General features: G+C 40.4%; 17 protein-coding genes and 3 rRNA genes. All 20 read left to right on the top strand.

Annotated features, from left to right (window positions below; translation table 11 throughout):
* The first annotated feature begins 6 nt into the window (after positions 1-6).
* Positions 7-975: a beta-ketoacyl-ACP synthase III gene (locus AC3B7A_RS04345; protein WP_489756495.1), complete on the top strand. Its 969-nt coding sequence runs from the start codon at positions 7-9 to the stop codon at positions 973-975.
* A 30-nt stretch (positions 976-1,005) separates the two neighbouring features.
* Complete coding sequence (locus AC3B7A_RS04340; RefSeq protein ID WP_489756494.1) at positions 1,006-1,254, top strand: acyl carrier protein; 249 nt, start codon at positions 1,006-1,008, stop codon at positions 1,252-1,254.
* A gap of 2 nt (positions 1,255-1,256) precedes the next feature.
* Entirely contained in the window at positions 1,257-2,210 is a 954-nt protein-coding gene (gene fabK / locus AC3B7A_RS04335) for an enoyl-[acyl-carrier-protein] reductase FabK (RefSeq protein ID WP_489756493.1), read from the top strand.
* Entirely contained in the window at positions 2,211-3,146 is a 936-nt protein-coding gene (locus AC3B7A_RS04330; protein WP_489756492.1) for an ACP S-malonyltransferase, read from the top strand.
* Positions 3,146-3,880, top strand: coding sequence for a 3-oxoacyl-[acyl-carrier-protein] reductase (gene fabG, locus AC3B7A_RS04325; protein WP_489756491.1), 735 nt, complete (start codon positions 3,146-3,148; stop codon positions 3,878-3,880). The genes AC3B7A_RS04330 and fabG overlap by 1 nt, the downstream gene beginning before the upstream one ends.
* A gap of 10 nt (positions 3,881-3,890) precedes the next feature.
* Positions 3,891-5,123 (top strand): beta-ketoacyl-ACP synthase II, encoded by a 1,233-nt coding sequence (gene fabF, locus AC3B7A_RS04320; protein ID WP_489756490.1) that lies wholly within the window; start codon positions 3,891-3,893, stop codon positions 5,121-5,123.
* Positions 5,124-5,561 carry an acetyl-CoA carboxylase biotin carboxyl carrier protein gene (locus AC3B7A_RS04315; RefSeq protein ID WP_489756489.1) on the top strand — a complete coding sequence of 146 codons (438 nt, stop codon included), beginning with the start codon at positions 5,124-5,126 and terminating at the stop codon, positions 5,559-5,561.
* Between the two features lie 137 nt (positions 5,562-5,698).
* Complete coding sequence (fabZ, locus tag AC3B7A_RS04310; RefSeq protein ID WP_489756488.1) at positions 5,699-6,139, top strand: 3-hydroxyacyl-ACP dehydratase FabZ; 441 nt, start codon at positions 5,699-5,701, stop codon at positions 6,137-6,139.
* Between the two features lie 11 nt (positions 6,140-6,150).
* Positions 6,151-7,536 (top strand): acetyl-CoA carboxylase biotin carboxylase subunit, encoded by a 1,386-nt coding sequence (locus tag AC3B7A_RS04305; protein ID WP_489756487.1) that lies wholly within the window; start codon positions 6,151-6,153, stop codon positions 7,534-7,536.
* On the top strand, positions 7,529-8,395 hold the full coding sequence (locus tag AC3B7A_RS04300) for an acetyl-CoA carboxylase carboxyltransferase subunit beta (protein ID WP_489756486.1): 867 nt from the start codon (positions 7,529-7,531) through the stop codon (positions 8,393-8,395). The genes AC3B7A_RS04305 and AC3B7A_RS04300 overlap by 8 nt, the downstream gene beginning before the upstream one ends.
* Positions 8,373-9,146, top strand: coding sequence for a carboxyltransferase subunit alpha (accA, locus tag AC3B7A_RS04295; protein WP_489756544.1), 774 nt, complete (start codon positions 8,373-8,375; stop codon positions 9,144-9,146). The genes AC3B7A_RS04300 and accA overlap by 23 nt, the downstream gene beginning before the upstream one ends.
* A 192-nt stretch (positions 9,147-9,338) precedes the next feature.
* Positions 9,339-10,349, top strand: coding sequence for a zinc-ribbon domain-containing protein (locus AC3B7A_RS04290; RefSeq protein WP_489756485.1), 1,011 nt, complete (start codon positions 9,339-9,341; stop codon positions 10,347-10,349).
* A gap of 67 nt (positions 10,350-10,416) precedes the next feature.
* The gene (locus AC3B7A_RS04285) at positions 10,417-11,100 is read left to right on the top strand and encodes a response regulator transcription factor (RefSeq protein ID WP_489756484.1); all 684 of its coding nucleotides are present in this window, start codon (positions 10,417-10,419) and stop codon (positions 11,098-11,100) included.
* 1 nt (position 11,101) lies between these two features.
* Complete coding sequence (locus AC3B7A_RS04280; RefSeq protein WP_489756483.1) at positions 11,102-12,154, top strand: sensor histidine kinase; 1,053 nt, start codon at positions 11,102-11,104, stop codon at positions 12,152-12,154.
* Positions 12,151-13,683 (top strand): UDP-N-acetylmuramoyl-L-alanyl-D-glutamate--2,6-diaminopimelate ligase, encoded by a 1,533-nt coding sequence (locus tag AC3B7A_RS04275; protein WP_489756482.1) that lies wholly within the window; start codon positions 12,151-12,153, stop codon positions 13,681-13,683. Before AC3B7A_RS04280 ends, AC3B7A_RS04275 begins: the two co-directional genes overlap by 4 nt.
* 3 nt (positions 13,684-13,686) lie before the next feature.
* A complete protein-coding gene (locus tag AC3B7A_RS04270) occupies positions 13,687-14,433 on the top strand; it encodes an aspartate/glutamate racemase family protein (RefSeq protein ID WP_489756481.1) in 747 nt (248 codons plus the stop codon).
* A gap of 165 nt (positions 14,434-14,598) precedes the next feature.
* On the top strand, positions 14,599-15,726 hold the full coding sequence (locus AC3B7A_RS04265; RefSeq protein ID WP_489756480.1) for an LCP family protein: 1,128 nt from the start codon (positions 14,599-14,601) through the stop codon (positions 15,724-15,726).
* A gap of 436 nt (positions 15,727-16,162) precedes the next feature.
* Positions 16,163-17,729: ribosomal RNA gene (locus AC3B7A_RS04260) — 16S ribosomal RNA — on the top strand.
* Positions 17,730-17,877: 148 nt separating this feature from the next.
* Positions 17,878-20,795: ribosomal RNA gene (locus AC3B7A_RS04255) — 23S ribosomal RNA — on the top strand.
* Positions 20,796-20,868: 73 nt separating this feature from the next.
* Positions 20,869-20,985, top strand: a 5S ribosomal RNA gene (gene rrf / locus AC3B7A_RS04250).
* Together the 16S, 23S and 5S rRNA genes form the textbook arrangement of a ribosomal RNA operon.
* Positions 20,986-21,043: the final 58 nt, after the last annotated feature.

Below are 21,043 nucleotides of genomic sequence, written 5' to 3'. Positions count from 1 at the left end.
TCCAGATTGGGATTGAGAATTAAGCAAACATCTTACTATGTACCGGACAAGATCGTTAGCAACGATGACTTGACAAAGTTTATGGATACTTCAGATGAGTGGATTGCTTCAAGAACTGGTATTAAACAGCGCCATATTGCTCAAAATCAGCAAACGTCTGATTTAGCCTTTAAAGTAGCACAACAATTATTAACAGCGGCTAATTGGCCAGCTGGTAGTTTAGATTTTATTATTGTTGCTACGATGTCACCAGATTACCAGACGCCTTCAACGGCAGCTTTAGTGCAGGGCAAATTAAAAGCGGATCACGCCTTTGCGTTTGATATTAGTGCTGCTTGTTCGGGATTTATCTATGCTTTAGCTTTAGCAGATAAGCTATTACAAGGCACTTATCAACGTGGTTTAGTTATTGGTGCAGAAACTTTATCGAAACTAGTTGATTGGACTGATCGTTCAACGGCAGTATTGTTTGGTGATGGAGCTGCTGGCGTTTTAGTAGAAGCCACTAATACACCAGGTTTAATTGCCGAAGATTTACAAACATTAGGTGATCAAGCACAGGCTTTAACTGCGGGTTATTTACCTGTTGAGTCTATCTTTAATCAAGATGCAACTGATGCTAAAAAACATTATTTTATGATGGATGGTCATGCAGTTTACCGTTTTGCAACTCACGAAGTACCTAATTCCATCCAGCGCTTATTATCGAAAACTGATTGGAATTTAGAGGCAGTTGATTATTTCTTATTGCACCAAGCTAATGGACGTATTATCAAAAGTATTGCGCAACACTTAAAGCAATCAGAAACTAAGTTTTTACAAAATGTTGCCGAGTTTGGTAATACTTCTGCTGCCAGTGTACCAATATTATTGGCTCAAGGTGTTGCTAATGGTCAAATCAAGCGCGGTCAAAAATTAATTTTGAGCGGTTTTGGTGGCGGTTTGACCGTTGGTAGTGTAGCATTAATTTATTAAATTTTAATTATTATAAAGGGGTTTTATATCATGACAGATCAAGAAATTTTTAACAAAGTAAAAGAAATTATCGTCGACCAAACAGGTGAAGAAGAAGAAGAAGTTACCTTACAAGCAAACATCAAAGATGATTTGAATGCTGATAGTTTGGATATTTTTGAAGTTATTAATGAATTAGAAGACGAATTTGATATTAAAATTGAAAATGAAGATGGTATTCAAACTGTGCAAGATTTAGTTGATTTTGTAAAGCAACAACTAGAAGCAAAGGAAGATTAAGCATGCAGTTAAGTCCATTTATTCAAAGCTTAGGTTTAAAGTATCCAATTTTTCAGGGTGGTATGGCCTGGGTCGCTGATGGTAAATTAGCAGCTGCTGTTTCCAATGCTGGTGGTTTAGGCATCATTGGCGCTGGTAATGCTCCTGGTGACGCTATTGCCGAAGAAATTAAGATTGCCCGTTCATTAACTGATCGACCTTTTGGCGTGAACGTCATGTTGCTTTCTCCTCACGTAGAAGAAGTGGTCGAAGTTGTCTTGGAATATAAAGATAGTATCGCTTTAGTAACGACAGGTGCTGGAAATCCGGGCGATTATTTCACACGCTTTAAGGCGGCAGGGATTAAAGTGATTCCGGTTGTTGGTTCCGTTGCTTTAGCTAAAATGATGGAACGCGTTGGCGCTGATGCAGTAATTGCTGAAGGTATGGAATCTGGTGGTCATATTGGTAAGTTAACAACCATGGCGTTAGTGCCTCAGGTTGTTGATGCCGTTGGGATCCCTGTGATTGCTGCCGGTGGTATTGGTGACGGCCGTGGTTTAGCTGCCGCTTTAATGTTAGGTGCTCAAGGTGTCCAAATGGGAACTCGCTTTTTAGTTGCCACTGAATCAAAAGTACATCCAACTTATAAAAAGGCTGTTTTAAAAGCTAACGATGCCAGCACAATGGTGACGGGTGATTTTGCGGGTCATCCTTCCCGGGTTTTGAAAAATAAGATGGCTAAAACCTACGTTAAATTAGAAAAAGCCGAAGCAGCCAAAGATCATCCTGATTACAGTAATATTGAAGAATTAGGTAATGGTAGTTTACGGCGCGCCGTATTAGATGGTGATGCAAAAACTGGTGCTTATATGGCTGGTGAAATTTCTGGATTAGTGAAAAAAGAACAGCCAGCTGCTGAAATTTTAGCTGACGTTTATAATCAAGCGGACAAGCTTTTAGGCGGTGAACGGTAAATGTTGGGATTACTGTTTAGTGGTCAAGGTGCCCAAAAGACAGGAATTACACAAGATTTATATGAGAGTTTACCAAATTTTAAGCAAAACATTGACCAAGCTGCGCAAATCTTACAGTTAGATTTGCCTAGTTTGTTGTACGATGAAGCTTTTAGTGAGCAATTAGCACAAACCAAGTTTGCTCAACCAGCGATTTTGGCATTGAGTTGGAGCTTGTACCAAGAAGTTAAATCTTATTTGCCACCCAAATACTTTGGCTTAGGTCTCAGTTTAGGCGAATACAGTGCCTTAACTAGTAGTGGTTATGTGGATTTTGCTACGGGGTTACAAGTTATTAAACGTCGTGGTGAATTGATGCAACAGGCTAGTGAACAAACACCTAGTCAAATGGTTGCCATCATGAAAGTTGATCTAGCTGATGTTGAAAAAGCAGTGCAAAGCGCTAGTGCTCTTGGTGAAATTGGTGTGGCTAATGTTAATACGCCACAACAAATTGTCATCGGTGGTGTGCCAGCAGCTGTTGCGCAAGCAGTCGCCCTTTTAAAACAGGATCAAGAAAAATTACGTGCGGTACCTTTGAAAGTTAGTGGCGCTTTTCATACACCACTAATGCAGCCCATTCAAGCTCAATTAAATGAGGTTTTAACTAAAGTTAATTGGCAACAAGGCACTTTTCCCGTTTTTAGTACAACAACTAAACAGGAATTTGTTCCGCAAACTTTAAGTACTAATTTAACTAACCAGTTAGTTTCAACCACTTATTTTGCTGCTACTTTGCAACAACAGGCCAAAGATTTGACAGCTGTGCTTGAATTAGGACCAGGTAAGACCTTGTTAGGTTTTGCCAAAAAAGTTGTGCGGAAAATTCCAACTTATCAAGTTGATAGTTATGCTGCTTTACAGCAAACTATTACTGCCTTAGAGGAAGTGGACTAATGGAACTCAAAGATAAAGTAGTTTTAGTAACAGGCAGCTCACGGGGCATTGGCTTAGCTATTGCCAAAGCTTTTGCTCAACAAGGAGCGAACATTGTTTTGAATGCACGACATCCCATTGCTGCGGATATTAAAGCTCAAATCATGGATTTGGGTGTGCAGTGTTTTGATTTTAGTGCTGATGTGACGCAAATGGATTCTGCGGAGCAATTAATCAAACAAACTTTAGCCGCAGCTGGAAGATTAGATGTTGTAGTTAATAATGCGGGCATTACTCATGACGGTTTATTAAATCGGATGTCACAGGATGATTTTAATAGTGTTTTACAGACTAATTTAGTTGGAACTTTTAACGTTATTCGGCAATCGTTACGTTCAATGTATAAACAACGTTCAGGTTGCTTTATTAATTTAGCTAGTGTGGTTGGCTTGACTGGAAATATCGGTCAGGCTAATTATGCTGCCAGCAAAGCCGGTATTATCGGTTTAACGAAGTCTGTCGCTAAAGAAGTGGCACTACGTAATCTGCGGTGCAATGCAATTGCTCCAGGAATGATTGATACCCAAATGACGCAACAATTAAGTGACAAACGTCAACAAGAGATTGTCCAACAAATCCCATTACAACGTTTCGGTCAAATTGAAGAAATTGCCCAAACAGCAGTCTTTTTAGCCCAAAATAATTATATTACGGGTCAAACTTTGACTGTTGATGGCGGTTTAACGATGCAGTAAGGAGATAGCAATGACAAGAGTAGTAATAACAGGACTGGGAGCATTAACACCAATTGGTAATGATGTTGCTAGTTTTCAAGCAGGTTTGAATTCACAAAAAATTGGTTTTGAACCAATTACTTATTTCGATGCTACAAGTACTGGTGTGACCGTAGCCGGACAAATTGATGATTTTGATCCGTTACAACACTTAACTAAAAAAGATACTAAGCGGATGGATGCTTTTACGCAATACGCGGTTTATGCAAGTGATGAAGCAATGGAACAGGCTCAAATTAATGCCAAAAATACTGATTCGGATCGCTTAGGTGTGATCTGGGGTTCAGGTATTGGCGGCTTGACGACCATTCAAGAACAAGTTATCAAAATGCATGATAAGGGTGCTGATCGTGTTTCGCCAATGTTTGTGCCTACGGCAATTGCCAATATGGCAGCGGGAAATTTATCAATGCGCTATCAAGCCCACAACATTAGTACGACAATTGTAACGGCTTGTGCGTCGAGTACGAATGCAATTGGTGAAGCTTATCGGCAAATTAAAGAAGGTCGCAGTGACGTAATGATTACTGGTGGTTCTGAAGCTTCAGTCAACCAAATTGGAATTGCCGGATTTGCAGCTTTATCTACGCTTTCAACTGCAACTGATCCTGCTAAAGCTAGTTTGCCATTTGATGCCAAGCGTTCTGGTTTTGTGATGGGTGAGGGTGCTGGTACCTTGATTTTGGAATCCTTAGAACATGCACAAGCTCGGGGAGCTAAAATTTTAGGAGAAATTGTTGGTTACGGCACGACTTCTGATTCATATCATATTACTTCGCCTGATCCTAAGGGAACCCAAGCAGCGCGGGCAATGAGTTTAGCCATGCAAGAAGCCGGCATCACACCAGAACAGGTTGGTTATATCAATGCTCATGGAACTGCTACTAAAGGTAACGACTCGGCTGAATCGCGGGCAATTAATCAAGTCTTTGGCGAAAATAGTTCAGTTTTAGTTTCGAGTACTAAGAGTATGACTGGTCATTTGTTAGGAGCTGCTGGTGCCGTAGAAGCAGTAGCAACGACTTTAGCTTTACAATCAGGTCAACTACCAGTTAATGTTGGTTTAACCAATCAAGATGAAGAATGTAATGTTAACTTGGTCACAACCGCTAATGCACAACAAAGTGTTGACTATGCTTTAAGCAATTCATTTGGTTTTGGTGGCCATAATGCTGTGTTGGCAATGAAAAGGTGGCAAGATTAGATGACTTTTGAAGAAATTCAAGCTTTGATGAAGCAAGTTAACCAAAGTAATATTAATGAATTGGATTTGGATTTTGACGGTGGTCATTTGTATTTGAGTAAGCAGACTCAAAATAATACTGCTGATGCAAGAACTAATGTGGCACCAACAGTTTCACAACCAGCAATTTCTGAGACGGATGCGCCCTCTATTGAACAATTGCCACAAATTAAGGCTCCTTTAGTGGGGATTGTTTACTTACAATCTGCCCCTGATCAACCACAATTTAAACAAGTTGGTGATCATGTGGAAGTCGGCGATGTGGTTTGCGTTATTGAAGCCATGAAAATGATGACCGAAGTTAAAAGTGAACTGCGAGGAACAATTAGTGAAATTCTGATTTCTGATGAAGAAGTCGTGGAATATGATCAGCCGTTGTTTACGGTTACTCCGGATTAAAAAATACTAAGCAGAATAATTTCTTAGATTTGTTGATAAAACGTAAATCTTATGAAAATAATAAAAATTTATTTTTTCAAATTAGTTTGATTTTTGGTGATTAATTATTTTAATCACGATGAGAAAGGTAAGTAAAAATGACAGAAAACCAAAATAGTTTAGATGTTGTACAAATTCAAGAAATTTTGCCTCATCGTTATCCAATGCTTTTGGTTGATCGAGTTTTAGATTATCAACCAGGTGAATATGCAATCGGACGTAAGAATGTTTCCGTTAACGAAAGTTATTTTCAAGGTCATTTTCCCGGAAATCCAGTCATGCCAGGCGCTTTAATTTTAGAAGCTTTGGCACAAACTGGCGCCATTGCTTTGTTAACCATTCCTGAATTTAAAGGAAAAACTGCTTACTTTGGTGGTGTCAAAAAAGTTAAGTTTCGTCAAATGGTCCGTCCAGGTGACAGCTTGCGTTTAGAAGTTAAATTAGATAAGTTACGCGGTAATGTTGGAATCGGCAAAGCGACAGCATATGTTGAAGACCAAATCGCATGTTCTGGTGAATTAACTTTTGCTGTACAGTAGGTGATGATTGAATGTTAGAGAAAGTTTTAATTGCCAATCGCGGTGAAATTGCAGTCCGCATTATTCGAGCATTACGTGAATTAAACATTGCTTCAGTGGCAGTTTATTCGACAGCTGATCGCAATGCGCAACACGTTAAAGAAGCTGATGAAGCTATTTGTATCGGTGGGCCACAACCTGCGAGTTCATATTTGAATATGCAAAATATTGTTAGTGCAGCCTTGTTAACAGGCGCCCAAGCCGTTCATCCAGGTTATGGTTTTTTATCTGAAAGCCCCGAATTCGCTCAGCTATGTGAAGAATGCCACTTGATTTTTATTGGTCCGAAAGCGACAACGATTGCTTTAATGGGCAATAAGGCCAACGCTCGAATCACTATGCAACAGCATAATGTGCCGGTTATTCCTGGCAGTGAAGGCTTTGTTAAAGATCCCCATGAAGCTTTGGCTGTTGCCCAAAAAGTTGGTTATCCGGTCATGCTTAAAGCAGCAGCTGGCGGCGGCGGTAAGGGAATTAGAAAAGTTTTTCATCCAGAAGACTTAACAGATTCGTTTGTCCAGGCTCAAGAGGAAGCTAAATTATCCTTTGGCGATGATCGGATGTATTTGGAAAAAATTATCTCTCCTGCTAAGCATATTGAAGTGCAGATTATGGCGGATCAAGCTGGTCATGTGGTGGCGTTACCAGAACGTGATTGTTCATTGCAACGACGCCAGCAAAAAGTTTTGGAAGAAACCCCTTGTGTAGCTATCAATGATCAAGAACGACAACATCTACAAAAATTGGCGATAAAAGCTGTTCAAGCTATTCATTATCAAAATGTTGGCACAATTGAATTTTTAATGGATCCACAACACAATTTCTATTTCATGGAAATGAACACGCGGATTCAAGTAGAACATTCAATTACGGAAGAAGTTGCGCAGATTGATTTGGTGCAAGAACAATTGAAAATTGCCTCGGGACAAGATTTATCAATTAGTCAAGCTGATGTTAAAATTCATGGTGCTGCAATTGAAGCGCGAATTAATGCCGAAGATCCGAAAAAGAATTTTCAACCACAAGCTGGTCAAATTAACCAAATGTCTTGGCCAGGTGGTTTAGGTGTGCGCGTTGAAAGTGGTGTTAATAGTGGTGACGTTATTTCGCCGTTTTATGATTCAATGATTATTAAAATTATTGCTTCTGGCAATGACCGTTCGTTAGTTTTACGGCGGTTACGTAATTCTTTACAAGAGTTTCAAGTAAAGGGCGTAACGACTAATCGCGACTTCTTAATTCAATTGTTACAACAAGATGTGGTTCAACAAGGCGAATATTTGACAACTTATGTTGATCAAGAATTTTTGCCTAACTATATGAAAGAACCTGTAAAGGAGGCCCGGGAAGATGAGTAAGAGTCATTTTGCCCCGCATCCAATTCAAGCTTTAAATAGTTATTATCACAACGTTCCCCAAGGAATTTTTCGTCACTGTCCACATTGTGGATTAAAATTTTATTTTCGCCGTGCCGGTAAATTTCAACTTTGTCCAGAATGTGGCTATGGTTTTCGGGTTAATGCGCTTCAACGTTTAAAAATGTTGACGAAGGATTTTACAGAGTGGGATAGTGATCTGGCAACGAAAGATCCGTTAGACTTTCCAGACTACCAGGAAAAATTGCATAAAGCGCAAACTAAAACTAAGTTAGCTGATGCTGTTTTGACTGGGCAAGCGGGATTAATGGAACATCAAGTGGCCTTGGGAATTATGGATCCTAATTTTGTGATGGGTAGTTTGGGAACAGCGACTGGTGAGCGAATTACACGCTTATTTGAACGAGCCACTAAAGCATCGTTACCTGTTATTATGTTTACCGCTTCTGGAGGCGCCCGGATGCAAGAAGGAATTCATTCTTTAATGCAAATGGCTAAGATTTCCCAAGCTGTTAATGAGCATCGCCAAGCGGGATTATTATATATTGTTGTGATCATGGATCCCACAACAGGTGGGGTCACGGCTAGTTTTGCCTCGCAAGCGGATCTGACGTTAGCAGAACCGCAAGCCTTACTAGGTTTTGCTGGTCGGCGGGTGATTGAACAAACTATTAATAAAAAGTTACCCCATGATTTTCAGAGCGTGGAAAATGCACAACAGCATGGCTTTATTGATGAAATAGTCGCTCGTCCACAACAATTACAAAAGTTTGATCAAATTTTGACTGTTTTTGCTGGTCAAAAGTGGAAGGGAGCAAATTTTAATGAAGCAACAAATTGATGCCATCATGGAAGGTGCTCGCAGTGATAGTAAAGCTAATTTGCAACCACTAATTGACCAAATTTTTACTAATTTTGTAGCTCTTCATGGCGATCAAGTTGATAGTGATGATCCCGCAATTATTGCTGGTTTTGCAATACTTGACAACCGGACAGTTGCAGTAATTGCAACTAATAAAGGTCAAGAGCTAGAAGAACGCTTAGCTACTCATTTTGGCAGTCCTACACCGCAAGGATATCGTAAAGCTTTACGAATAATGAAGCTAGCCGAGCAAATCGGGGCTCCGATTATTACCTTGATTAATACTCCTGGTGCTTATCCAGGTGAGGAAGCAGAAGCTAAAGGTCAAGGTCAAGTTTTAGCTAATAATATTAGTCAAATGTTACAATTAAAAGTCCCTATTTTGACCATTATTATTGGCGAAGCTGGTTCGGGTGGGGCGTTAGCTTTAGCATGTGCCGATCAAGTCTGGATGTTGGAACATAGTATGTATACAGTGTTATCACCTGAGGGTTTTGCTTCTATTATGTGGAAGGATGCTAAATTAGCTGCTAAAGCCGCTCAAGTAATGCATATTGAGCCAGATTGGTTAAAAGAAAATAAAATTATTGAGCAGGTCTTGCCAGAATCAGTTTTGGCCGATCAAGCGCACCAATTAAAAAAAATGATTTTACAACAATTAATTCAATTTGACCAATTAAGTTTGAATGAGCTATTAAAACAACGTCAACAACGATTTCGTAAATTTTAATTAAGCGTCTAATTAAGCGCAGCTAGCACAAATTTTGCTGGTTGCGCTTAATTTGTTTACCAAAATTAATTGATAAAATTTAGCAAATCTTCATAATTATCCTTTAAGATATAGGAGTATGAATGAAATTTTTCATTTGGTAAGTTGATTGATAATTTTTGAAAATTAGGATGTATGAGAGGATGATTCAAGATGCGTTATTGTCCTAATTGTGGTGCTAAATTAAAACTAAATGCTAAAAAATGTCCAATTTGTGGATTTAAGCTAAATTCTGATGAGTCGTCATCACCAGTTACAGAACAACCGATCGCTAATGAACAAGGTTATTCGCGCGCCCGTCGTTACCATCAAGCTTCGAAAAATTCGCTATTAGTATTTTTGTTATGGTTAAAAGCTAATCCAATTATGGCTATTTTAGCTGTGATTTTTGCTATTTTAACATATATTTATATTGGCAAATGGCTAAGTTTGTTAGTGGCGGTGGGCTTAATTGTAGCTGGTTATTGGCATGCAAATCAACATCAAACTAATTTGGATCGAAAAATTCGTAGTGCTTTTGGACGAACGAAACAGCCAGCTCCAACTGCACCGAAAATTGTATCAGTTCGAACTAAAAAAGTTTCTCAACCACCCCAGTTTTCTCAACCGCTGCAACCGCAACAACAAGCAGGAGTCAATGAAATAACCCAGAATATTAAATCATGGCCTGGTGCTAAGGCGCAAAGGTCTTGGCTATTATTAATAGTGGCAGTTATTTTATTGAGTAGCAGTTACTGGCCTAATTTTTTTGCGAATAATCCGTTAGGAAACCTGATAGGCAATGCAGGTATTGTAGCCCCTTCATTAGCTAAAAGTATTCAACAAGCTTTAAATTTGGTTAATTATTATTTACATTTTCAGATTAATCCAGATTTGGGTTTATGGTTAATTGCTAGTGGCCCCATCTTGACGATTTTAGGCGCTTTAATGCCCAATCGTTTTGGCAAAAAGCTCATGAAATGGGGGAGTAGTTTAAGCTTGATTTGGTATATAGGTGGTTTATTGATTCTCTATTTTGCCTTGAATTTTGGTGCTCGTGTTGGCGTTACTCCACCATTGGCGCTGGGGTCCAGTGCACATGTTGCAATTGGTTTAACCATTTTGTCAGTGGGTTTAACTTTTTGGGATATTCATCGATTTAATCAAAAATATATTCGGCATTGAGCCAATTAGTGATTATGGTATGATATGTTTAAACGGGGATTTAAAGTCACATGTGAGGCGGTAGTTTTTGAAAATATTAGTTGTCGATGACGATCAAGATATTGTTGAATTATTGAGTATCTATTTAAAAAATGAAGGTTATCAGCCAATAGTTGCTAATTCTGGTTTGGAAGCTTTAAATCAGTTAAAGAATAATCCCGATATTACTTTGATTATTTTGGATATTATGATGCCAGGAATGTCAGGGATTGAAGTGATTAAAACTTTAAGAAAAGATTCTGAGGTACCAATTATTGTAGTTTCAGCTAAAACTAGTGACTTAGATAAAATTCAAGGTTTAGTTACCGGGGCAGATGACTATGTTGTTAAACCCTTCAATCCGCTGGAAGTGATGGCGCGTGTGAAATCATTATTACGCCGCAGTCATACTAATCAAGATGTCATACCGGATGAATTAGAAGTCGGGCCAATTACGATTAATCGCAATACACATGAAGTAATTACGGCTGCTGGTTTGAAAATCCAACTGACGGCTTTAGAATTTGGTATCTTATATTTATTGGCTAGTCATCCCAAACAAGTTTTTTCTGCTGGAGAAATCTTTGAACGCGTTTGGAAACAAGATAGTGGAGTATCTGCTAAAACAGTTATGGTTCATGTTAGTCATCTAAGAGATAAATTAGAAGAAGCAACCAACGGGGAACAGGTCATTAAAACTGTTTGGGGAGTTGGCTATAAAGTGGAGGCTTGAGATGTTTCAGAAGTCTTCTAAAAATTGGCTATTATATCTAGCTTGGCTCTTTTTTCTGATTTGTTGTTTGGCTGAGATTTGGTTATTCCAAAAAAATATTGATTCACTGGTTATTTGGTTAGTGTTTTTGGGCTTAGATATTTTGAGTATTAGTCTTTTATGTTACCAGCACTTTTTTCATAAACAATTACGTCAGACACAACATTATTTTCAAAAAATTGCCCAAGAACCTGGAGGAAACAAAAAACCAACATTACAAATTAAAATGCCCGAATTGAAGCAATTAGTTAATCAAATGGATAATTTAATAGTGGCATTACAAAATTCAATGCAAGAACAATTAAAAACTGAACAAAGTAAGGATGAATTGATTACCAACGTTAGTCATGATTTACGAACCCCCTTAACTTCGATCTTAGGTTTTTTAGGTTTAATTGAACAAAATCCCCAAACTCCTGATGCGGAGATTCAGCGTTATGTTCATATTGCCTACCAAAAATCTTTACAGTTAAGCTCTTTGGTTAATGATTTGTTTGTGTATGTTCGTGCTAACAATTCTAAAACTGAGTTGAACATTCAGCAGTTTGATATGATTCAAATGTTAGAACAAATTGATGCTGATTTTGAATTGGAGGCTCAGAAAAAAGAAATTACAATTGAGGTTGTTAGTACGGTTGATCAGCTAATGATGAATGCGGATAGTCAAAAGCTAAGCCGCGTTTTTAATAACTTAGTTATTAATGCCATTAAGTATGGTAAAGGGGCCGATCATATTTGGCTTTGTGCAGAAGACTTAGATGATCATGTTATTTTACGAGTGATTAATAATGGTCAAGAAATTGCTCCAGAAAATCAAGAACATTTATTTGATCGTTTTTATCGAGTTGATCAATCCCGTTCCAGTGAAACGGGAGGTACGGGATTGGGCTTGGCAATTGCTAAAAGTTTAATTCAAATTCAAAATGGTCGAATTTCAGTTCAATCCGATAATCAACAGACTTGTTTTCAAATTGATTTACCTAAAAAAATAGTTAACAAAGGAGCTAACTCATGACTTTAATTCTGAATGGTTGCATTTTATTATTACAAGAGCATCAATTGCTAAAACATGCTGATATCGTATTTGATAATGAAGTTACTGCTGTCACATATGATTCACGACAGGCTCAAAAAGATGGAATGTTTTTTTGTAAAGGAACCCATTTTAAGGAAAAATATCTCAGACAGGCGCAGGCTAATGGTGCAACAACTTACGTATCTGAAGTAGCCTATCCTGACATTAAAGGAATGAATGCTTTAATTGTCAATGATGTTCAAAAAGCAATGGCTCTGTTAGGTGCGGCTTTTTATGATTACCCGCAAAATGATTTGTTTATTATTGCCTTTACTGGAACTAAAGGTAAAACTACTTCAGCATATTTTACGCGGGGAATTTTACAAAATTATTCCAATAAAAAAACAGCTTTGTTTTCAACAATTGATCGGATTCTAGGACCGGAGCCGAGTCAAACGTTTAAATCTAATTTGACGACACCAGAATCTTTAGATCTATTTCATGATATGCGAGAAGCTGTCGATAGCGGTATGACTCATTTGGTGATGGAAGTATCCTCACAAGCCTATAAAAGAAATCGCGTCTATGGTTTGAATTATGATGTGGGATTTTTCTTGAATATTACACCCGATCATATCGGTCCCAACGAACACCCTAATTTTGCTGATTATTTACATTGTAAATTACAATTGTTAGTTAATTCCAAAAATTGTGTTATTAATGGTGATACTGATTATTTTGATGAAGTTTACTTGGCAGCTAAAGCAACCACGCAACCGCAGAATCTGTATGTATTTGCCCGCCAAGATAGTGATAATCAACTAGCCGATTTTGTGTATCAAAGTCAGGAGAGTACTTTAGCTGATAGTGAATTTAAGCTGATTGCCAAAACTGATAAAGCCCGTTATTTAAATATTGCTGGTAATTATCAACTTAGTTTAATTGGTGACTTTAATGAAGCTAATGCAACCGCAGCTATTATTGGTGCTGGTATTGCCGGTGCTCCGTATGAGTTAGCCCAAACGTCAATTACTGATGTGCATATTCCTGGTCGAATGGAATCCCTTAAAACTAAGTCTCATGGAACAATTTACGTCGACTATGCGCATAATTATGCTAGCATGTCAGCGCTATTACATTTTTTGAAAAATAAAAACCCGCAAGCGAAGATTATTGTAGTTGTCGGTAGTACAGGTGATAAAGGGGTATCTAGACGGCAAGGATTTGCTAAGGCTTTAAGTAAATATGCTGACGTGGCTTATTTAACAACTGATGATCCTGGATTTGAAGATCCGCAGACTATTTGTCAAGAAATTGATCAATCAATTGATCATCAAAAAGTGCAAGTATCTATTATTTTAGATCGACAGCAAGCAATTAAGACAGCTATTACACAGAGTAAGTTAGCAGATATTGTAGTCTTAGCTGGCAAAGGCGAAGACCAGTACCAAAAAATTCGTGGCGTTGATACTGATTATCCAAATGATATTAACGTTGCCAAACGCGTAGTTCAAGAAATTGAGGGTTAAAAAATGAAAGACTTTTTTACTGTTCTGGGCGGTATGGGGACTGCCGCGACTGAAAGCTTTGTCCGCTTGTTAAACCAGCGGACGCCCGCCAAAAAAGATCAAGAGTATTTAAATTATTTATTAGTTAATCATGCTAGTGTTCCTGACCGAACGCAATATATTTTAGATCATCAACAACCCAGTTTTTACCCTGATTTGTTAGAAGATATTAAACAGCAGTCATTATTGAATCCGGCATTTATGGTGATTATTTGTAATACGGCTCATTATTTTTATTCTCAATTACAAGAACAAACTACAGTTCCTTTATTGCATATGCCTAGAACAGCGCTCAATTTTTTGAAGCAAACATATCCGCAGATAAGACGAGTAGGTTTGATTGCGACAAAAGGAACGATTGCTGACGGTGTCTATGAGCAGGAAATCCATAATCAGGGCTTGGATTATACTTTAGGAGACCAACAGCTACAAGCTGACGTGATGACTTTAATTTACGATGATATTAAAGAGCATAATGAGGTTGATGCTGTTTTATACCATTCTATTTTACGAAGAATGAAACAAGATTTTGGTGCAGAAGCCATTATTTTAGGTTGTACCGAGTTGTCGTTAGCTCAAGAAAAAGCCGCCGATCATCCGTATTTAGTTGTAGATGCACAAAGTATTATGGCTGATACTTGTGTTCAGTTGGGACAAAAATTAAAACAAGGTCACCCGCTTTTGATTGAAAATGGTCTAGTAGTTGATTAGCAATAATTCTTGTTAATTATCAAACGTGGCTTTAATCATGTTTGATTTATCGTAACTATAATGTATAATTAATAGATTGAGAATGTGAATTAAATATCTAACTAAATTTTTTGCTTCATAGGGCACAGAATAAATTATTTAGAATCTTGAGGTTAAATTTAAGTAATGAAGAATTCAGAACCAAAAAAATCCTTATTACAGCGCAATCAAAAGGTTTCAATGCAAACCAAACATCAAATGAGCAACTATCGTTTTTTAAAGGGCTTTTTACTGTTATTAATTATGGCGTTATTTGTGGTAGGGGCTTATGGTTTTCGAATCTATTCCCAAGCTAGTAATGCTCTAGGTAATGCTTATCATCCTAATACAACAATTACTCCTTCGAAAACCATTGCTCAAAGAAAACCGGTGACTTTACTATTATTAGGCGTTGATACAGGAGATGAAGGTCGCTCTGATCGAGGTAATTCAGATACGATGATTTTAGCTACCATTAATCCTGAAAAAAAGAAAACTTTACTCATGAGCATTCCGCGTGATACCTTGGCAGAAATTTATGGTGTTAAGAGCGATCAACGAGTAGTTCAAAAAATTAATTCGGCATATAATTTAGGTGAATCAGAAGCGGCAGTTAAAACAGTTCAAAAATTGGTTAATTTAAAAATTGATAACTACATTACTTTAGATTTTCATTCTTTGCCTAAAATAGTTGATGCAGTTGGTGGCGTTGAAGTTGATGCTCCGTTTGCTTTTAGTTATGACGGTAGTAGCTTTCATAAGGGAAAACAGGTAATTAATGGCAAACAAAGTCTGTCTTATGCTCGAATGCGCTATGAAGATCCGCAGGGCGATTATGGGCGGCAAATGCGTCAACGTCAAGTAATCATGGCAATTGTTAAAAAGGCAACTTCTTTGAGTACTTTGCCTAACTTACAAAAAATACTGAATAGTATTTCTAATTCCATGAGCACTAACTTATCATTAGATGACATTACTGCTTTAATTCAATATTATCGGGGAGCTTCAAAGGATATGAATTCTGACCATTTACAAGGCCATGGTACCCTGATTGATGGAGTTTCATATGAAGTTGCTCCTACAGACGAATTACAGCGAGTTTCAAATAAGTTGCGTAAAAGTGTCGGTCAAGATGAAGAAAAATTGGATAATGCCGAAGTACGGCAAAATAGGATGAATGTCATGAACAATGATTTTAATTTTAAATCTAAAGAAAATCAAAATTATGTAATTTATGGAGACAATATTAATAGTAATTATTTGATTAAGAACTAAATTTTGGCCAAAGTTATACGAATTATCATAGTGAAAGATACTGTTAAGAAGAAAAATAGACTTTTTAACAGTATTTTTTTATTAGCACAAATAGCGGTGTAAAGGGAATTAGAGAGAGGAAAGCAAAAAAAATCAAAAAAGATAACAAAAAGGGGTTGCAAAAAGGACAAAAAGTTGATAATATATTTTCTGTTGTCAATGAGTCATGCAGGTCGCTGCTAAACAAATAAAAAAAACAGTTGACAAGCTCATGATAAAATGATAAACTAAATGAGCCGCTTAATCAAGTGGCGAATGATAAAAAGTAGATCTTTGAAAACTGAACAAAGTTTCTTTTAACACCAAGTGCTGGGTTCTGAAAAAGAACCTGTCAATTGAACAAAAATAAAGAAGACAAAGAACGTTAGAGTTCTAGGTCTGAGTCAACAAACTAACAAAAAATGAGAGTTTGATCCTGGCTCAGGACGAACGCTGGCGGCGTGCCTAATACATGCAAGTCGAGCGAGCAGAAGTAACGGAATACCTTCGGGTAGGAAGATATGGACGCGAGCGGCGGATGGGTGAGTAACACGTAGGTAACCTGCCCTTTAGCGGGGGATAACAATTGGAAACAGTTGCTAATACCGCATAAAGTGCTTAATCACATGATTAAGGAATGAAAGACGGTTTCGGCTGTCACTAAAGGATGGACCTGCGGCGTATTAGCTAGTTGGTAAGGTAACGGCTTACCAAGGCAATGATACGTAGCCGACCTGAGAGGGTAATCGGCCACATTGGGACTGAGACACGGCCCAAACTCCTACGGGAGGCAGCAGTAGGGAATCTTCCACAATGGACGAAAGTCTGATGGAGCAACGCCGCGTGGATGAAGAAGGTTTTCGGATCGTAAAATCCTGTTGTTGAAGAAGAACGTATTTGAGAGTAACTGCTCAGATAGTGACGGTATTCAACCAGAAAGTCACGGCTAACTACGTGCCAGCAGCCGCGGTAATACGTAGGTGGCAAGCGTTGTCCGGATTTATTGGGCGTAAAGGGAGCGCAGGCGGTTTGAAAAGTCTGAATGTGAAAGCCCTCAGCTTAACTGAGGAAGAGCATCGGAAACTGTCAAACTTGAGTGCAGAAGAGGAGAGTGGAACTCCATGTGTAGCGGTGAAATGCGTAGATATATGGAAGAACACCAGTGGCGAAGGCGGCTCTCTGGTCTGTAACTGACGCTGAGGCTCGAAAGCATGGGTAGCGAACAGGATTAGATACCCTGGTAGTCCATGCCGTAAACGATGAGTGCTAAGTGTTGGGAGGTTTCCGCCTCTCAGTGCTGCAGCTAACGCATTAAGCACTCCGCCTGGGGAGTACGACCGCAAGGTTGAAACTCAAAGGAATTGACGGGGGCCCGCACAAGCGGTGGAGCATGTGGTTTAATTCGAAGCAACGCGAAGAACCTTACCAGGTCTTGACATCTCCTGCAAGTTGTAGAGATACAAGGTTCCCTTCGGGGACAGGAAGACAGGTGGTGCATGGTTGTCGTCAGCTCGTGTCGTGAGATGTTGGGTTAAGTCCCGCAACGAGCGCAACCCTTGTTACTAGTTGCCAGCATTAAGTTGGGCACTCTAGTGAGACTGCCGGTGACAAACCGGAGGAAGGTGGGGACGACGTCAAATCATCATGCCCCTTATGACCTGGGCTACACACGTGCTACAATGGATGGTACAACGAGAAGCGAACTCGCGAGGGCAAGCGGAACTCTAAAAACCATTCTCAGTTCGGATTGCAGGCTGCAACTCGCCTGTATGAAGTTGGAATCGCTAGTAATCGTGGATCAGCATGCCACGGTGAATACGTTCTCGGGCCTTGTACACACCGCCCGTCACACCATGAGAGTTTGTAATACCCAAAGCCGGTGGGGTAACCTTTCGGGGAGCTAGCCGTCTAAGGTAGGACAAATGATTAGGGTGAAGTCGTAACAAGGTAGCCGTAGGAGAACCTGCGGCTGGATCACCTCCTTTCTAAGGAAAAGATACGGAAAGCATTTGGTTAGAAACTTTGTTTAGTTTTGAGAGGTTTACTCTCAAACATTAGTACTTTGAAAACTGAATATTATGATAAGAAAGACACCGAGAATCGAGAGATTCGAGAAGTAAGAAGTAATAAATAGGTTAAGATAAAAAGGGCGCACGGTGGATGCCTAGGTACTAGGAGCCGAAGAAGGACGTAACGAACAGCGAAATGCTCCGGGGAGTTGTAAGTAAGCGAAGATCCGGAGATGTCCGAATGGGGGAACCCGGCTAAGGTAAAGCTTAGTCACACTTTGTTGAAAGATAAAGTGAGGAAGACGTGGTGAACTGAAACATCTAAGTAGCCATAGGAAGAGAAAGAAAAATCGATTTCCCAAGTAGCGGCGAGCGAAACGGAAAGAGCCCAAACCAAAGAGCTTGCTCTTTGGGGTTGTAGGACTGGGACGTGAGACAGTCGAAGATAGCTGAATCAGCTGGGAAGCTGAGCTAGAGAGAGTGAAAGCCTCGTAAGCGAAATCGAAGACGCTCTACCAGGATCCTGAGTACGGCGGGACACGAGAAATCCCGTCGGAAGCAGGGAGGACCATCTCCCAAGGCTAAATACTCCCTAGTGACCGATAGAGAACAAGTACCGTGAGGGAAAGGTGAAAAGCACCCCGGGAGGGGAGTGAAATAGATCCTGAAACCGTGTGCCTACAAGTAGTCAGAGCTCGTTAAAGAGTGATGGCGTGCCTTTTGTAGAATGAACCGGCGAGTTACGATTGCGTGCGAGGTTAAGTTGAGAAGACGGAGCCGAAGCGAAAGCGAGTCTGAATAGGGCGAAAGGAAGTACGTAGTTGTAGACCCGAAACCAAGTGACCTACCCATGTCCAGGTTGAAGGTGCGGTAAAACGCACTGGAGGACCGAACCCACGTAAGTTGAAAATTGCGGGGATGAGGTGTGGGTAGCGGTGAAATTCCAAACGAACTTGGAGATAGCTGGTTCTCTCCGAAATAGCTTTAGGGCTAGCCTCGGAGAAGAGGATCTTGGAGGTAGAGCACTGTTTGGACTAGGGGCCCAACATGGGTTACTGAATTCAGATAAACTCCGAATGCCAAAGATCTTTCTCCGGGAGTCAGACGGTGAGTGATAAGATCCATCGTCGAAAGGGGAACAGCCCAGATCACCAGTTAAGGTCCCAAAATCCATACTAAGTGGAAAAGGAAGTGGAACTGCATAGACAACTAGGATGTTGGCTTAGAAGCAGCAACCCATTTAAAGAGTGCGTAATAGCTCACTAGTCGAGTGGTTCTGCGCCGAAAATGTACCGGGGCTAAGTATGGTACCGAAACTGTGGATGTGCATTGAAAGATATGTACGTGGTAGGAGAGCGTTGTAAGCACGAAGAAGCCAGATCGTAAGGACTGGTGGAGAGCTTAGAAGTGAGAATGCCGGTATGAGTAGCGCGAGACCAGTGAGAATCTGGTCCACCGGAAGACTAAGGTTTCCTGGGGAAGGCTCGTCCGCCCAGGGTTAGTCGGGACCTAAGATGAGGCCGAGAGGCGTAATCGATGGAAAACAGGTTGAGATTCCTGTACTGTTCAGTGTTGTTTGAACGATGGAGGGACGCAGGAGATGAATTGTGAGCATGCAGCTGGAAAAGCATGTCTAAGCATCGAGTCTGGATATGAGTCAAATGCTTGTAACCGAGAAGGATGAGATGTGATAGGGAGCGAAAATAAAGTAGCGAAGCACAATAGTCACACTGCCGAGAAAAGCTTCTAGTTAGATACTGAGTACCCGTACCGCAAACCGACACAGGTAGTCAAGGAGAGAATCCTCAGGTGAGCGAGAGAACTATCGTTAAGGAACTCGGCAAAATAGCCCCGTAACTTTGGAAGAAGGGGTGCTGGTGTAAGAGCCAGCCGCAGTGAAAAGGCCCAAACAACTGTTTATCAAAAACACAGGTCTCTGCAAAATCGTAAGATGACGTATAGGGGCTGACGCCTGCCCGGTGCTGGAAGGTTAAGAGGATGAGTTAGACGTAAGTCGAAGCCCAGAATTGAAGCCCCAGTAAACGGCGGCCGTAACTATAACGGTCCTAAGGTAGCGAAATTCCTTGTCGGGTAAGTTCCGACCCGCACGAAAGGCGTAATGATTTGGGCACTGTCTCAACGATAGACTCGGTGAAATTATAATACCCGTGAAGATGCAGGTTACCCGCGACAGGACGGAAAGACCCCATGGAGCTTTACTGTAGCTTGATATTGAGTTTTTGTGTAACATGTACAGGATAGGTAGGAGCCGTAGAGATCGGTACGCTAGTATCGAAGGAGGCGCTGGTGGGATACTACCCTTGTTATATGAAAGCTCTAACCCGCGCCGTTGAATCACGGCGGGAGACAGTGTCAGGTAGGCAGTTTGACTGGGGCGGTCGCCTCCTAAACAGTAACGGAGGCGCCCAAAGGTTCCCTCAGAATGGTTGGAAATCATTCGTAGAGTGTAAAGGTAGAAGGGAGCTTGACTGCGAGACAGACAAGTCGAGCAGGGACGAAAGTCGGGCTTAATGATCCGGTGGCACCGAATGGAAGGGCCATCGCTCAACGGACAAAAGCTACCCTGGGGATAACAGGCTTATCTCCCCCAAGAGTTCACATCGACGGGGAGGTTTGGCACCTCGATGTCGGCTCATCGCATCCTGGGGCTGTAGTCGGTCCCAAGGGTTGGGCTGTTCGCCCATTAAAGCGGTACGCGAGCTGGGTTCAGAACGTCGTGAGACAGTTCGGTCCCTATCCGTCGCGGGCGTAGGAAATTTGAGAGGATCTGTCCTTAGTACGAGAGGACCGGGATGGACATACCACTGGTGAACCAGTTGTCTTGCCAAAGGCATAGCTGGGTAGCTAAGTATGGAAGGGATAAACGCTGAAAGCATCTAAGTGTGAAACCCACCTCAAGATGAGATTTCCCATTCAGGAATGAAGTAAGACCCCTCAAAGAAGATGAGGTAGATAGGTTGCGAGTGGAAGTGTAGTGATATATGGAGCTGAGCAATACTAATCGGTCGAGGGCTTAACCGAGGTAGTCGAGTAGGATCATAATATTCAGTTTTGAGAGGACTAAGGTTCTTTCAGAAGGTAAGAAGAGAGCAAGTGTGGTGGCGATAGCGAGGAGGAAACACCTGTCGACATGCCGAACACAGAAGTTAAGCTTCTCAGCGCCGAAAGTAGTTGGTGGGAAACTACCTGCGAGGATAGGTCGTTGCCATGCTGCCGATAAAGGATTATTGTCTATGATGATAGTCCTTTTTTTGTATTTTCTTTTTTAT

The sequence above is a fragment of the Bombilactobacillus sp. ESL1202 genome, assembly GCF_058107125.1.
The sequence above is the reverse complement of the archived record's forward strand: the minus strand, read 5'-3'. Positions and strand labels throughout refer to the sequence as shown.

Bases quoted from the DNA above. Each gene is read 5' to 3' on its own strand.
- AC3B7A_RS04290 (WP_489756485.1), top strand. From the start codon at position 9,339: ATGCGTTATTGTCCTAATTGTGGTGCTAAATTAAAACTAAATGCTAAA.
- fabK (WP_489756493.1), top strand. From the start codon at position 1,257: ATGCAGTTAAGTCCATTTATTCAAAGCTTAGGTTTAAAGTATCCAATT.
- AC3B7A_RS04305 (WP_489756487.1), top strand. From the start codon at position 6,151: ATGTTAGAGAAAGTTTTAATTGCCAATCGCGGTGAAATTGCAGTCCGC.
- AC3B7A_RS04280 (WP_489756483.1), top strand. From the start codon at position 11,102: ATGTTTCAGAAGTCTTCTAAAAATTGGCTATTATATCTAGCTTGGCTC.
- fabF (WP_489756490.1), top strand. From the start codon at position 3,891: ATGACAAGAGTAGTAATAACAGGACTGGGAGCATTAACACCAATTGGT.
- AC3B7A_RS04340 (WP_489756494.1), top strand. From the start codon at position 1,006: ATGACAGATCAAGAAATTTTTAACAAAGTAAAAGAAATTATCGTCGAC.
- AC3B7A_RS04300 (WP_489756486.1), top strand. From the start codon at position 7,529: ATGAGTAAGAGTCATTTTGCCCCGCATCCAATTCAAGCTTTAAATAGT.
- AC3B7A_RS04265 (WP_489756480.1), top strand. From the start codon at position 14,599: ATGAAGAATTCAGAACCAAAAAAATCCTTATTACAGCGCAATCAAAAG.
- AC3B7A_RS04315 (WP_489756489.1), top strand. From the start codon at position 5,124: ATGACTTTTGAAGAAATTCAAGCTTTGATGAAGCAAGTTAACCAAAGT.
- AC3B7A_RS04330 (WP_489756492.1), top strand. From the start codon at position 2,211: ATGTTGGGATTACTGTTTAGTGGTCAAGGTGCCCAAAAGACAGGAATT.
- fabZ (WP_489756488.1), top strand. From the start codon at position 5,699: ATGACAGAAAACCAAAATAGTTTAGATGTTGTACAAATTCAAGAAATT.
- fabG (WP_489756491.1), top strand. From the start codon at position 3,146: ATGGAACTCAAAGATAAAGTAGTTTTAGTAACAGGCAGCTCACGGGGC.
- AC3B7A_RS04270 (WP_489756481.1), top strand. From the start codon at position 13,687: ATGAAAGACTTTTTTACTGTTCTGGGCGGTATGGGGACTGCCGCGACT.
- AC3B7A_RS04275 (WP_489756482.1), top strand. From the start codon at position 12,151: ATGACTTTAATTCTGAATGGTTGCATTTTATTATTACAAGAGCATCAA.